Origin of the sequence: Pyruvatibacter mobilis (assembly GCF_012848855.1) — a bacterium.
Taxonomy (GTDB): Bacteria; Pseudomonadota; Alphaproteobacteria; order CGMCC-115125; family CGMCC-115125; genus Pyruvatibacter; species Pyruvatibacter mobilis.
The window spans coordinates 2256258-2269818 of the sequence record NZ_CP051630.1; the positions used below are offsets into that span (position 1 = coordinate 2256258).

Consider the following 13561-nt stretch of genomic DNA (forward strand, 5'->3'; position numbering starts at 1 on the left):
GTGTGACTGGCATATGGATATGCCCCCCGTCCCCCGCAAGTGCGACAAGCAGGCAGCTGCCGGAACGCTTGCGTGAGCTGCCAAGCCCCTGAAATCACAAAGCTATCAGCAGCCGGTCAGGCGACCTGATCAAACGCCTTGCGGGTCCGCGCCACAATCTCGCCAATTTCCGCCTCGCTGACGATCAGCGGCGGCGACAGGCAGATGGTGTCGGCCGACGCCCGCAGCATGATGTCATGGTCGTGGAAGCCCGCACGCATGGCATCGAAGCCGCGCCTGGCGGGCGTGCCGGGCACCGGGGCGAGGTCGAAGGCCGCGGTAAGACCGAGCTGACGGATGTCTTCCACCAGCGGGTGATCCTTCAAGTCCATGATCGCATCCGCCCACATGGCCTCAAGCCCTGCCACCCGCTCGAACAACCCTTCGTCGCGATACAGATCAAGCGTGGCAAGCCCCGCCGCGCAGGCCAGGGGATGGGCTGAATAGGTGTAGCCGTGGAACAGGTCGATGGCGTGATCCGCCCCGGCCACACTGTCGGCGAAGGTCTTGTAGATGTCCTCGGTGGCAATGACACCGGACAGGGGCACAGACGCGGAGGTGACGCCTTTTGCAAAGGTGATCATGTCCGGCACCACGCCGAAACGCTCTGCCGCAAACGACGCGCCGAGGCGCCCATAGCCTGTGATGACCTCATCGAAGATGAGCAGGATGCCGTGCTTTGAGGTGATCTCGCGCAGGCGCTCGAGATAGCCCTTGGGCGGCGGCAGCACGCCGGTGGAGCCAGCCATGGGCTCAACGATGACGGCGGCGATGGTGGAGGCGTCATGCAGGGCGATCATGCGCTCAAGATCATCCGCCAGATGCGCGCCCCATTCAGGCTGGCCCGTGGTGAAGGCCTGATGTTCGCGGGAATAGGTGTGGGGCAGATGATCCACGCCCGGCAGCATGGCGCCGGAGAACCATTTGCGGTTGAGCACCATGCCGCCGACGGAGATGCCGCCGAAGCCGACGCCGTGATAGGCGCGCTCACGGCCGATCAGGCGGGTGCGGGAGCCCTCGCCGCGGGCGCGGTGATAGGCCAGCGCGATCTTGAGGGCGGTGTCGTCCGCCTCGGACCCGGAATTACCGAAGAAGACGTGGTTGAGATCGCCCGGCGCCAGCGCTGCGATGCGGGACGCCAGCTCGAAGGCCTTGGGGTGGGAGAACTGGAAGGACGGCGCGAAATCAAGCTCGGCGGCCGCCTTCTGGATCGCCTCGACGATGGGCTTGCGGCAATGGCCCGCATTGGCGCACCACAGGCCGGCGGTCGCGTCCAGCACGGCGCGGCCCTCGGGCGTGTAGTAATGCATGCCCTCGGCGCGGGCGACGAGGCGCGGGCGCTGCTTGAACTCGGCATTCGGGGTAAAGGGCACCCAGAAGGCATCAAGATCATTTGGCGTGACGGCGGGGCCGAGATCATCAGGCGGTGTCATGGCGGTAAACTCCTGCGCCGCGTCACATGCGGCGGACATTGGGCAGCGGAAATCGGACTCGCGGGCGAGTGCGCGGGACGGGGCCAGCTTGCAGCCTCGTGCCGAGTGACGCTATCAGAAGCAGAAGGGGCGCAAAATGGTGGCGAACATTGCCACCGGTCAGCAAGACGCCCGCGCTGCCGCCGGCGACCCGGCGCATTGCCAGCATTATCCAGCCGTCATAGCGGCTGCCGGGGAGAGCCAGCCATGTCCAATTCCACCGCCATGACGGGAGCCAAATCCCTGTCGCGCCTGCTCAGGCGCAAGGGCATCATCCAGGCTCCCGGCGCCTATGACGCCCTATCGGCCCGGCTGGCCATGCAGGCCGGCGCCACATGCGTCTATCTCACCGGTTTCGGGGCGGCGGGCTCGACCCTGGGCGTGCCCGATATCGGCCTGATGTCAGCTACGGAAATGGCGGACCGGGTGCGGGCGCTGGCGGGTGCCGCCCTGCCCGCGCCGCTGATCGCCGACGGGGACAACGGCCATGGCGGCCCGCTCAATGCCGCCCGCCTCACCCGGCTCTATGAGCAGGCCGGAGCCGGCTGCATCCAGCTTGAGGACCAGGTCTTTCCCAAGCGCTGCGGGCATATGGAAAACAAGGAGGTGATCCCAAAAGCCGAAGCCGCGGCCAAGATCCGCGCCGCCGTCGACGCACGGTCCTCACGCGATTTCAAGGTGATGGCGCGCACGGATGCCCGCTCGGTTAACGGCATGGCAGACGCGCTGAAGCGCGCGGACGCCTATCTCGATGCGGGGGCCGACATTCTCTTCATCGAAGCACCACGCACGGAGAAGGAGCTTCTCAAGGTGGCGGACACCTTCAAGGGAACGCCGCTGGTGGCCAACATGGTGGAGGACGGCAAGACACCCTACCTCACCGCCACAGCACTGGAAGAGATGGGCTACAAGATCGCCGTCTTTCCCGTGACGGCGCTTCTGGCCGTCACCAAGCGGTTACAGGACGTGTACGGATCACTTCTGGCACAGGGCAGACTGCCGGACGGCGAGGACCGGGTGACCTTCCAGCACTACAACGAGCTGATAGGCCTGCCGGACATGCTGGCGGAAGCAGCCGACCTGGACGGCTGAGGCGACGGGTCGTCAGCGCAGAAACATGGGCAGGCCGGCGATGCCGCGGATGCGGGGACGATAGGCGGTGCTGTCATAGAAGGCGTCTACATCCACGCGGCGCTCGCTGGTGGTGCAAATGTCGGCGGGCACGCTGGTGTAGCTTCCATCACGCACGGCCATCATGAGTCCGGTTTCACCATCGGCGATGTGCTGGATGGCACGGGCACCGAGAGCGCGGCCGACCATGGTGTCCAGCGCGTCCGGCGCGCCGATGCGCATGAGGTAGCCCAGCTTCTGGGAGATCGTGCCGACGCCGGTGAGCCGCTTGAACTCCTCACTCATTGTGTCGCTGATGCCACCGAGACGGCGGTTGCCGTCCTGGTCCACTTCGCCATAGGCCACGTCGTCGTCGCCCTTGAGACGCGCGCCTTCGGACACAACGGCCATGGCATAGGAGGACGGGTTGTCGGTGCGGTCCCTGAGCAGCAATTCAGCGACCGCCTCCATGTCCACCGGCACTTCGGCGATGAGGGTGCGGTCGGTATCGGCGAGGAAGCCCGCCATCAGCGCTGTTTCACCGGAGCGGCGGCCGAACAGCTCAATGATGCCGACGCGCTCATGGCTGCCCGCAGGTGTGCGCAGGGCGTTGACTGCATCAACGGAACGGGTGACGGCGGTGGAAAAGCCGATGCAGTAGTCGGTGCCGAAGACATCATTGTCCATGGTCTTGGGGATGGTGTTCACCTTCACCCCCTCGCGCGCCAGATGCGCCGCATAGGCGAGCGTATGCACGCCGCCGATGGGCACCAGGGCATCGAGCTTCAGGTGCCCGATCACCTTGAGGATATGGGCGGTCCGTTCCTCCAGCGTGCGTCGCTCGGTGCGGGCGGTCTGCAGGATGGTGCTGGTCTCCCGGTCGATGGCACGGACGCTTTGCAGGGTGAGGGGCAGCGTGTGCTCGGCCGCCGCGACGAAGGGATCATCGAGATCGAAATCAAGCAGGCCGCGCCAGCCGCGCCGGATGCCGACCACCTCCCAGCCCTGGTCGATGGCCGCCCGCGTAACCGCCTGAATGGCGGGGTTGAGGCCCGGCACGTCGCCGCCGCCTGTCAGCACGCCGATGCGCATGGGACGTCCTCCTCAGAAACTCAGAGACTGGGCGATGGACGGGCGGGTGATGCGCGGCATGAAAGCCGTACGGTCATAGAAGCTGTCCACATCCACCTGGGCCGCGCCCTTGCCGGTCTCCGAGACATGGACGGAGGTGTACCGGCCGTCCTGCAGCACGGTCATGCGGGCCGCTTCGCCGGCTGCCAGCAGTTCCACCGCAAGAGCACCGAAGGCGCGGGCGATGAGGCTGTCCTGCGAGACGGGCGCCCCGGCACGCATGAGATAGGCGAGCTGCAGGGAGAAGACGGGCACGTCGAGCCGGGCGGAGAGATCCCGCGCGAGGATTTCCCCCACCCCGCCCAGGCGCTTGTTGCCGAACTTGTCAGTCCGCACCGGCAGGTCTGTTTCGTCCACCAAGGTGTTTTCCAGCTTCGCGCCTTCGGAGATCACCATCACGGCGCCGCTCTCGCCACCGGCGCTCATGTCCTTCCGCAGAAGCGGTGCCAGGACCTGTGCATCCACCGGCACTTCGGCGATGGCCGTGCGGTCGGCGGAGCCGAGATGGCCTGCCATCAAGGCCGTTTCACCGGAATTTCGGCCCATCAGCTCGATGACGCCGATGCTCTGCTCGGCGGAGGCGGTGGCGCGGATATCGTGCACCGTGCGGATTGACCGGGTGATGGCTGTCGGGAAGCCGATGCAGACATCCGTCCCCTGAACATCATTGTCCATGGTCTTGGGGATCGCGATAACAGGCACCCCTTCCTTGTGGAGGCGGGCCGCGTAGCTCAGCGTGCCGTCGCCGCCGATGGGAATGATGGCATCAAGCCGCAGATGCGCGATGACGCGCAGGATATGCGGTGTCATATCGGCCCAGCGGCGCTCGTCATACTGTGCCTCTCCCTCAAGGAAGGCGGGCATATCCGCTTCACGCACCGTATCCGGGTGCAGGCGGGCGGTGTGGAGCACCGTGCCGCCGAACCGGTCAATGCCGCGCGTAGTGCGGCGGTTGAGGTCCATGACGTGACGCTCGGCGCTTGTGGGATCATCCGGATTGATGTTGAGCAGGCCGGCCCAGCCATTGCGGATGCCCAGCACCTCCCAGCCCCGGTCCCGCGCTTCCCGCGTCACCTGCTGAATGGCCGGGTTCAACCCCGGCACATCCCCGCCGCCTGTGAGGATACCGATACGCATGGATACTCCCGTCTTGCGTTATCCGGTCAACTTGGCGCGGCTTCATGACCGCATGATGTCACGGCTGCCAGCTTATCACGCACTGCGACCGCGGGTGTCGATGGGCCAGATGTCGACGAGGGTGCCGTTCTGGACCACGTGGTAGCACTCATAGAGATTGACGGTGGGGTCGCAGTGGGGTGTTTCGAGATTGAGGACGGCGCCCGGTTTGAGGCTGTGTTTTTCACCGCCTTCGCTCTCTTTCTTGTCGGAGAAGAGAAGGCCGCCCTGCTCGTCGCCGAACAGGAAATAGGCGGTGCCTTCCGGCGCGCCGGACGCGATGCGGAATTCCTTCTGGTCGGTCGCCATGCTCTTGATGCCGGCGTCGGTGGTGGCGATGCCGGGCGTGTTGGCGCTGACCACGGTCGTCTGGATGGTGAGTGAGGTCTCAAAGGCCTGCGCGGCGCCGTCCTTCTGGCTGACGGCGTTGTACTCCGTATCCATGAACAGATAGCTGCCCGCCTGCAGGTCGGTCAGCACGCCCGCCTCGGGGTCGATGTCCCAGGTGCCGGTGCCGCCGCCGGTGAGCACGTCGCAGGAAATGCTCTGCTCAAGGAGCATGTCTCGCATGTCACCCAGCATCTTCATGGCGGCGAGCGACTTGTCCCGCCGCTCGGCGTAATCGGCCACATGCATGAGATGGCCGGCATAGGCTTGTAGCCCTTTGAACTCGAGGCCGGGGCTTGCGGCGATGAAAGCTGCGAGCTTCGCCGCCCCCTCCCCCGGTGCGATGCCGGTCCGATGGAGACCGACGTCCAGATCAACCAGCACCTTGAGCGCGCGGGCATTGCCCCGTTCGGGAGACGCTGCACGGGCAAGCTCCTCGGCGTTGTCGATATTGTCGACGCAGACCATCAGGTCCGGCATGTCATTGTTGAGCGCGATGAGGCGGCGGATTGCGTCTTCCTTCACCACCGGCGACGTGATCAGCACACTGCCGATGCCGCCGCGGCCCATGACTTCCGCCTCGCCCAGCTTGGCAACGCAGATGCCGACAGCGCCCGCGTCGAGCTGGCGGCGGGCGATCTCAATGGACTTATGGGTCTTGGCGTGGGGCCGCAGGCCGAGGCCCGATGCCTCGCAATGGGCCATCATGCGGGAGAGGTTGCGGTCGAAGAGATCCAGATCCAGCACCAGGGCGGGCGTATTGAGGGCGCGGGCCGAGCCCTGCTGTCCCAGCATGTGGGCATTGGGCGTGAGACGGGCGGCTTCCTCTGCCGGCAGGGTCATGGCGTCGCTTCCTCCTGATGGTCGTGCCCGAAGGCCGTGCGTGCGCGGCTGTCCCGGTTCGGGAGGGCGCAGATTTGTGCCGAGAGTAGTGAAGTGCCGGGCTTTTACAAAGACCCGGCGCGCCGGAATCTCCTCCGGCGCGGACGCCCTGCATGGTTCCATCTCCAACCGGTTCAGCTTTTCTTAACCGCGTTAAGCGGTCAGCAAGGAGGGCTCCTCTAGGGTGCGGCCTGGATTTTGCCGACCGGATCAAGCAGCCGCATCATGAGCAGCGAAACATCGCCCACGACACCGCCCGACGCGGGCACCAAGGAGACACAGGCGCCCGGCGGCTACATGCCGGCGGTGGTGTCGCCGGCGCGCTACTGGCTGCTGATCTCCGTGCTGCTGCTGATGGCCTTTGCGCTTGCAGCGGGGCTGGCATTGCGGACAGTGACGGAAGAGCCCGGGACCAATTCCTATGCGGTGCTGGCCGACAGCTGGCTCAACGGGCAGCTTCACTCGGACACCTGCTTTGACGGGGATTGCGCCACCTTCGAGGGCAAGACCTATGTCATCTTCCCGCCGGCACCGGCCGCCGTCGCCCTGCCCTTCATTGCGGCCAGCGGCGAGGGAGCCGAGTTCCGGCATTTCATGCCCTTGTCACTGGCGCTGCTGCTGGCCATCGCTTTCATCTGGTCGCGGCTGTTCACGGCTGCCGGACCAGATCAGACGCGCACGCTGATCCTGCTGCTGGCGCTGGTATTCGCGACGCCGCTCTACTACGTGGCGCTGCGGGGCGACCGGGTGTGGTTTTTTGCACAGCTTGTCGGCTTCTTCTTCGTCTCGATGGCGCTGTGGGCGACGATCGAACGGCGCAATGCCTGGCTTGCAGGCGCAATGCTGGGCATGGCCTTCCTGTCGCGCCAGATGACCATTCTCTATGCGCCGCTGCTGTTCGTGCTGATGCTCAACGAGGATGAACCCCTGTTCCGCGTCACCAGGCAGCGCATCGCCACCGTTTTCAAGATCGCGGTGCCGGTGCTGGCGGCCATCGCGGTCTATTGCGCATACAACTATGTGCGCTTCGGTGACCCCCTGGATACGGGCTATGCCTATATCGCGGCCGATGTGGCGCCGGGCGAGGACAATGTGATCTCCCTGCGCATCAAGGAGCTGGGGCTCTTCGCGCCGGAATATTTCCTGTTCAATCTGGTCCACATGTTCTTCCAGGGACTGCATGTGGAGTTCGGCGGCACCTTCACGACAAAGATCGTGGGCGTGGATGATTTCGGCACGTCGATCCTGGCGGCCAGCCCGTTCCTGCTGCTGCTGGTGTTCGTGCAGCGGCACCGCATTGCCTTTATCGGCCTGCTGACGGCGGCCGTCATTTGCGGGGTGACGCTGTTCTATCACTCCAACGGATTCAGCCAGTACAATGTGCAGCGCTATGCGCTGGACTGGCTGCCCATCGCCATGCTGCTGCTGGCACCGACCATACGGGCGGAATGGCGGGCGGTGCTGGCGGTGCTGGTGGCCTATGCGATGGCGCTCAACCTGGTGACCATGGTGGCGCTGCGGCTGGCAGGCACGGCCTGAGCTTCGCGCCCGTCCCACTCAAGCTTTCACGATACTCTACGAAGCCTGCTGTACCTGCCTGAAGGTCAGGAGCCTGTGGCCGAGATAGCTGGTGGCCGCGCCGCAGGCGATGGCAACGCCGTGGGCCAGTGCCTCTGCCAAGGGTTCGTGCCCTGTGGCCTGGGCCAGGGGCCCGACAAGCAGCACGGCAATTACCCACACTTCGGCGGCACTTGCCAGATTGACCACGATGAAGCGGCGGATTTGGACGGCAACTGCGAGATCGGATTCAGGAAACACATGGGCGCGGTAGAGAAGGAAGCCGCTGGTCATGCCGATGGCATAGGCGATGACCACCGCCAGCTCGAAGCTGAGCGCGGGGGCGAACAGCCAGGACAGGATAATGCGGGCAACCCAGTTGACCGCGGCGGCAAGGGTGCCGACGATCAGGAATCTCAGTATGCGGTGCGTTTCCGACATGGATGAGATCCGGGTTCAGACCGGGGAGCCGAACAGGGCAACCAGGAAGACGAAGCCGAGCATGAAGCCAAGCAGCAGGCTGGGCGGATCCTTGACCGCGAAGGCCACCGGGTCGTCATCCAGTTCTCCGCGCTGGGCCAGCAGCCAGATGCGGGCGATCCACAGGAACAGGATCGGCGGCACCGCCCACAGCATGACCGGCGCCACATAGGCCCCGGCCCGGTAGGCCTCGTTCATGACATACATCACCAGCACCTGCACAGCGGCCAGGCCGGACGCGGCGCCGATCATCGCGACCATGGGGCCATCGCCCGCCTTGTAGCCGCGCCCGGCCGCCGTGCTGCGGCCTCGGGCTTCCATGCGGGTGACTTCCACATGGCGCTTGGCAAAGGAGAGCGACAGGAACAGGAACATGGAGAAGACAAGCAGCCAGGGAGACAGCACGACACCCGCAAGCGCCACACCGAAACCGAGACGCAGGGTGAAGAGCGACGCCAGCACGGCTGCGTCCAGCAGCTCGATCTTCTTCAGGCTGAAGGAATAGGCGAGCGTTACCGCAAGATAGGCCGTGAGGAAGGCGACGCCGACTGTGCCGATGGCCAGGGCCGCGATGGCATAGGCCACGGCCATGCCCGCGGGGATGAGCACCAGGGCATGGGCAATGGGCAGGGCGCCGGAGGCCAGCGGCCGGGTGCGCTTGGACCAGTGGCGGCGGTCATCGGCCAAGTCGAACAGATCGTTCAGCAGGTAGGTGGCCGAGGCGAGCACCGACAGCGCAAGGAAGCCCGCGGCCGCCTGGCCCCATGCCGCGGCCTCGAACAGCACACCGCCCAGCAGAAGCGGCGCGAAAATGAGGCCGTTCTTGGCCCATTGATGTAGCCGCAGAACCTTGGCCGCAAAGCGCAGGCCCCGGCGCGGCCACGCGATGATTTGGGACGGGGCGCGGATGGCGCGGGCCGCCTTCACCAGGCCGGGGGCCGGGTTGACGATGATGGTCTCGCCCGCGGCCTGCCACACGGCCAGGTCGGCGCGACTGTTGCCTGCATAGGCGAACCCATCGGGGAAGGCTTCGGCGAGCACACGGGCTTTTTCGCGCGACTTGAGATTGATATCGCCATTGCTGGCGAAGACGCGGCTGATGAACGGGAAGCGCTCACGGACACGCTCTGCAACCGACATGTCGGCGGCGGTTGCCAGATGCACGTCGCGGCCATGGGCGGCTTCGCGGGCGGCAAAGCTCACCAGATCCTCCGTGACCGGAAGGCCGGCCACATCGATCTCGGCGGCATGGGCGAGCTTCTGCTTGAGGACCGCACGGCCCATGAAGAGCCAGACAATCACCTGGAACAGGCGCAGCGGGTTGCGGCGCAGATAGGCAATGAAGGTCTCTGCCAGCACGTCCGTGCGGATCAGCGTGCCGTCGAGGTCCAGAACGAGCGGCAGCTGCGTGGCGGTGTCTGCCACGTTGGCCGTCTCATTCCCCGTGGCCTGCTGCGCGCCGAACAGGGCGGCGGCGTGGGATGCGTCCACCGGCACTGCGCGCGGGCTTTCGTGTTTCTGTCTCGCCATGGCCCAATCCTGATCCGGACATGCTGATTTTCTTTAAATCCTGCATGGTCCGCGCCAAGACGGGGTGAGCCTGCCCATGCGCATTTAGTGAAAATTTGAATGATTGCGCGGGCGCGCTGCGGGCTGCCCCGGCGGCTGGACCAGTTCATGCACGGCATCACAACCGGGAGGTGGTTTGTTCCGTATCGGGACAGGCCGCTGATTTTGATTACGCAAAATTAACAACGAGAGGCCGGCGATGCGTACGGACCCGCACTTCATCAAACAGATTCTGCTGGCGGTGACGCTGGCGGTGCTCGCGGCAGGTTTTGCCCGCGAAGCCTTTGTGCTGGAAATCGGCACCCATACGGTCCTGCAGGACTTGAGGCAGTTTCATCTCGACAGCGAAAACAGCGTGCCGGCGTGGTGGAGTTCGTCTCTCATGCTGGTGGCTGCGATGGTGCTCTATCGCCTGGGTGCGGAAGCGAAAGCTGCCCGTGACCGGATGTGGCAGCTCTGGGCGCTGCTTGCCGTTGCCTTCTTCTTCCTCTCGATGGACGAGGCTGCGAGCTTCCATGAAGGCGTGATTGAACCGCTGAAAGCGGCATTCGGGTTCGGCGGGATTTTCTTTTATGCGTGGGTCGTGCCCGCGGTGCTGTGCCTTGGTGGCTTTGGCCTTCTGATCCTGCCGCTGCTGCGGCAGCTGCCGCCGCGCCTGAGCGGACGGCTTGTGCTGAGCGGCATCATTTTCGTGGGCGGTGCGCTGGGGATGGAAATGGTCGGCGGGTGGCTTGATTATTCAGGCCTGCGCGCCAGCACGTTCTATGTGCTGGCGGTTACCGTCGAGGAGACTGCCGAATTTGTCGGCCTGCTGCTGTTCAACTTCGCGCTGCTCGACCAGTTCGACCCGGCCCGCGCCCAGATAGGCCATCGGGCCCGTGGTGTGGCCTCCCCGACGGGAGGTGACACGCGCGCAGCGGCTGCACCTGCCATGGCGGGCACTGGTCAATATCCGGTGGCGGCTGAATAGGGCCCTGCCCTCAGGCGTCGCCTGCAAAGCGCAGGCGATTGCCGAAGGGGTCCGTCACTTCCACCAGCTTGCCGCCCCAGGGGGCATCCTCAAGGCCCGGACGCAGATTGCCGATCCCGTCCCGCTGGCGCAGTTCGGCGTGGAAGGCCGCGATGTCTTCCATCTGCACATAGACGGTTGAGCCGGGGGTCGTATCCCCATGGTGGCCGGTGAGGTGCAGGACGAGGCCCGCGCGCGACATCTGCATGTAGAGCGGCAGGCCGGGCTCGAAGCGGTGCTCCCAATCCACCTCAAGGCCGAGATAGTCGCCATAGAAGCGGCGGGCCAGGTCCTCATCGAAGATGCGCAGGATGGGGATGGCGGCAGTGAAGGCGATGGCCATGGCTCGGCTCCGGGCGCAGGTAAAAAACAGGAGTCTTTTGAGCAGTTTAGCCCATCACGACCTGTTGACAGGCCCCGGCAGACTCCCTATTTCCGACGCGCGTTTGTTAGCACTCACCCTCAGGGAGTGCTAACGGGCGGGTGGACCGGCGCGATCTGGCCACCAAGAACCTGAAATCATTGGATTTTTTCGTCCTGCCCCGTGGCAGGGCATGTCCTTTTAGAGGAGAGAGCTCATGGGTTTTCGTCCCCTGCACGACCGCGTTGTCGTCCGCCGGCTCGAAGAAGATGCGAAGACCGCCGGCGGGATCATCATTCCCGACACTGCCAAGGAAAAGCCGTCCGAAGGCGAAGTTGTGTCTGCTGGTCCGGGTGCCCGTGACGACAGCGGCAAGGTGGTCGCGCTCGACGTGAAGGCCGGCGACCGTGTGCTGTTCGGCAAGTGGTCCGGCACGGAAGTGAAGATCGACGGCGAGGATCTGCTCATCATGAAAGAGAGCGACATTCTCGGCGTGATCGAAGGCAAGAAGGGCAAGAAGTAAGGCTGCGCGAGAGGCTTCCTCTCCGGCGCGGCTTTTTTTCTGACCGCTTTCCATTCACACGAAACCAACCAATGCCGGGTTCGCGCCGCTTTTCACCAAGCGCCGTCCGGCTCAACAGAGGTAAGGGAATACCATGGCTAAAGAAGTCAAATTCGGTACCGACGCCCGCGAAAAGATGCTCAAGGGCGTCGACACGCTGGCCAATGCCGTGAAGGTGACGCTGGGCCCGAAGGGCCGCAACGTCGTGATCGACAAGTCCTTCGGCGCGCCGCGCACCACGAAGGACGGTGTGTCTGTGGCCAAGGAAATCGAACTGGAAGACAAGTTCGAGAACATGGGCGCGCAGATGGTTCGCGAAGTTGCCTCGCGCACCAATGACGAAGCCGGTGACGGCACCACCACCGCCACCGTGCTGGCCCAGGCCATCGTGCGCGAAGGCGCCAAGGCCGTTGCCGCCGGCATGAACCCGATGGACCTGAAGCGCGGCATCGACCTTGCGGCAGCGGCTGCGGTTGCTGACCTCAAGAAGCGCGCCAAGAAGGTGAAGGGCTCCGAGGAAATCGCACAGGTCGGCACCATCTCCGCCAATGGCGAGAAGGAAATCGGCGATCTCATCGCGCAGGCCATGCAGAAGGTCGGCAATGAGGGCGTGATCACGGTCGAGGAAGCCAAGTCTCTCGAGACCGAGCTGGAAGTCGTCGAAGGCATGCAGTTCGACCGCGGCTACCTGTCGCCGTACTTCATCACCAACGCCGACAAGATGATCACGGAACTCGACGATCCGTACATCCTGCTGCACGAGAAGAAGCTCTCCAACCTGCAGTCCATGCTGCCGATCCTGGAAAGCGTCGTGCAGTCGTCGCGTCCGCTGCTGATCATCGCCGAGGACATCGAAGGCGAAGCGCTGGCCACCCTCGTGGTCAACAAGCTGCGTGGCGGCCTGAAGATTGCCGCCGTGAAGGCACCGGGCTTCGGCGACCGCCGCAAGGCGATGCTGGAAGACATCGCCATCCTCACGGGCGGCCAGGTCATCTCCGAAGACCTCGGCATCAAGCTCGAAAACGTCACCCTCGACATGCTGGGCACCGCCAAGCGCGTGCGCATTACCAAGGATGACACGACGATCGTCGATGGCGTTGGCAAGAAGGCCGACATCGAGGCCCGCGTCTCGCAGATCCGCAAGCAGATCGAAGAGACCACCTCTGACTACGACCGTGAGAAGCTCCAGGAGCGTCTCGCCAAGCTTGCCGGCGGTGTTGCCGTGCTGCGCGTTGGCGGTGCCACGGAAGTGGAAGTGAAAGAGCGCAAGGACCGCGTCGATGACGCGCTGAACGCCACCCGCGCTGCCGTTGAAGAAGGCATCGTGCCGGGCGGTGGTACGGCCCTGCTCTCCACGACCAAGGCTGTGAATGCCGTTCTGGAGAACGCCGAGAATGCCGACCAGCAGGCCGGTGTGAAGATCGTTCTGCGTGCCATCCAGGCCCCGATCCGTCAGATCGCGGAGAACTCCGGCGTTGAAGGCTCGATCGTTGTGGGCAAGGTGCTCGAAGGCAAGGGCGTGGGCTTCGGCTTCAACGCGCAGACCGAAGAGTATGGCAATCTCGTCGAGATGGGCGTGATCGACCCGGTGAAGGTCGTGCGCACGGCTCTGCAGGATGCCGCTTCTGTGGCCGGTCTTTTGATCACCACCGAAGCCATGGTTGCCGACAAGCCGGAGAAGAACGGCGGCGGCGCCCCGGCAATGCCGGACATGGGCGGCATGGGCGGTATGGGCGGCATGATGTAATCATCCGCTCGCCCGGGCTTACCCAAGCCCAAGCGACATACGGAAAGGGCGGCTCTTCGCGGAGCCGCCCTTTTTGTTT

The 13561-nt window shown here is 64.7% G+C and carries 12 protein-coding genes; 5 read left to right on the forward strand and 7 right to left on the reverse strand.

The genetic code is table 11. From position 1 onward, the window contains the following. Positions 1-116: 116 nt before the first annotated feature. Positions 117-1472, reverse strand: coding sequence for an omega-aminotransferase AptA (gene aptA, locus HG718_RS10525; RefSeq protein WP_244617756.1), 1356 nt, complete (start codon positions 1470-1472; stop codon positions 117-119). A 246-nt stretch (positions 1473-1718) separates the two neighbouring features. Here aptA and HG718_RS10530 point away from each other — a divergent pair, with 246 nt between their 5' ends. Next, positions 1719-2603: an isocitrate lyase/PEP mutase family protein gene (locus tag HG718_RS10530; RefSeq protein ID WP_244617757.1), complete on the forward strand. Its 885-nt coding sequence runs from the start codon at positions 1719-1721 to the stop codon at positions 2601-2603. Between the two features lie 12 nt (positions 2604-2615). On the opposite strand, the gene HG718_RS10535 is transcribed toward HG718_RS10530, so the two are convergent. The 3 genes from HG718_RS10535 to HG718_RS10545 form a co-directional block, all read right to left on the reverse strand. Further along, complete coding sequence (locus HG718_RS10535) at positions 2616-3713, reverse strand: 6-phosphofructokinase (RefSeq protein WP_160588404.1); 1098 nt, start codon at positions 3711-3713, stop codon at positions 2616-2618. 12 nt (positions 3714-3725) lie between these two features. Next, a complete protein-coding gene (locus HG718_RS10540) occupies positions 3726-4889 on the reverse strand; it encodes a 6-phosphofructokinase (protein ID WP_160588405.1) in 1164 nt (387 codons plus the stop codon). Between the two features lie 75 nt (positions 4890-4964). Continuing rightward, positions 4965-6158, reverse strand: coding sequence for a DSD1 family PLP-dependent enzyme (locus HG718_RS10545; protein WP_160588406.1), 1194 nt, complete (start codon positions 6156-6158; stop codon positions 4965-4967). Between the two features lie 264 nt (positions 6159-6422). Between HG718_RS10545 and HG718_RS10550 the strand changes: the two genes are divergently transcribed. Next, on the forward strand, positions 6423-7736 hold the full coding sequence (locus tag HG718_RS10550; RefSeq protein ID WP_160588407.1) for a hypothetical protein: 1314 nt from the start codon (positions 6423-6425) through the stop codon (positions 7734-7736). Between the two features lie 36 nt (positions 7737-7772). On the opposite strand, the gene HG718_RS10555 is transcribed toward HG718_RS10550, so the two are convergent. Both HG718_RS10555 and HG718_RS10560 read right to left on the reverse strand, forming a co-directional pair. Beyond that, positions 7773-8195 carry a GtrA family protein gene (locus HG718_RS10555; protein WP_160588408.1) on the reverse strand — a complete coding sequence of 141 codons (423 nt, stop codon included), beginning with the start codon at positions 8193-8195 and terminating at the stop codon, positions 7773-7775. 15 nt (positions 8196-8210) lie between these two features. Next, positions 8211-9764 carry a UbiA family prenyltransferase gene (locus HG718_RS10560; RefSeq protein WP_160588409.1) on the reverse strand — a complete coding sequence of 518 codons (1554 nt, stop codon included), beginning with the start codon at positions 9762-9764 and terminating at the stop codon, positions 8211-8213. A 238-nt stretch (positions 9765-10002) separates the two neighbouring features. On the opposite strand from HG718_RS10560, the gene HG718_RS10565 reads away from it, so the two are divergent. Beyond that, complete coding sequence (locus HG718_RS10565; protein WP_160588410.1) at positions 10003-10773, forward strand: hypothetical protein; 771 nt, start codon at positions 10003-10005, stop codon at positions 10771-10773. A gap of 10 nt (positions 10774-10783) precedes the next feature. Here the strand turns inward: HG718_RS10565 and HG718_RS10570 are convergent, their stop codons facing one another. Next, positions 10784-11155, reverse strand: coding sequence for a glyoxalase superfamily protein (locus HG718_RS10570; protein WP_160588411.1), 372 nt, complete (start codon positions 11153-11155; stop codon positions 10784-10786). Positions 11156-11390: 235 nt separating this feature from the next. Here HG718_RS10570 and HG718_RS10575 point away from each other — a divergent pair, with 235 nt between their 5' ends. Then, complete coding sequence (locus HG718_RS10575) at positions 11391-11696, forward strand: co-chaperone GroES (RefSeq protein ID WP_027839217.1); 306 nt, start codon at positions 11391-11393, stop codon at positions 11694-11696. A 133-nt stretch (positions 11697-11829) separates the two neighbouring features. Then, complete coding sequence (gene groL, locus HG718_RS10580) at positions 11830-13482, forward strand: chaperonin GroEL (protein WP_160588412.1); 1653 nt, start codon at positions 11830-11832, stop codon at positions 13480-13482. Positions 13483-13561: the final 79 nt, after the last annotated feature.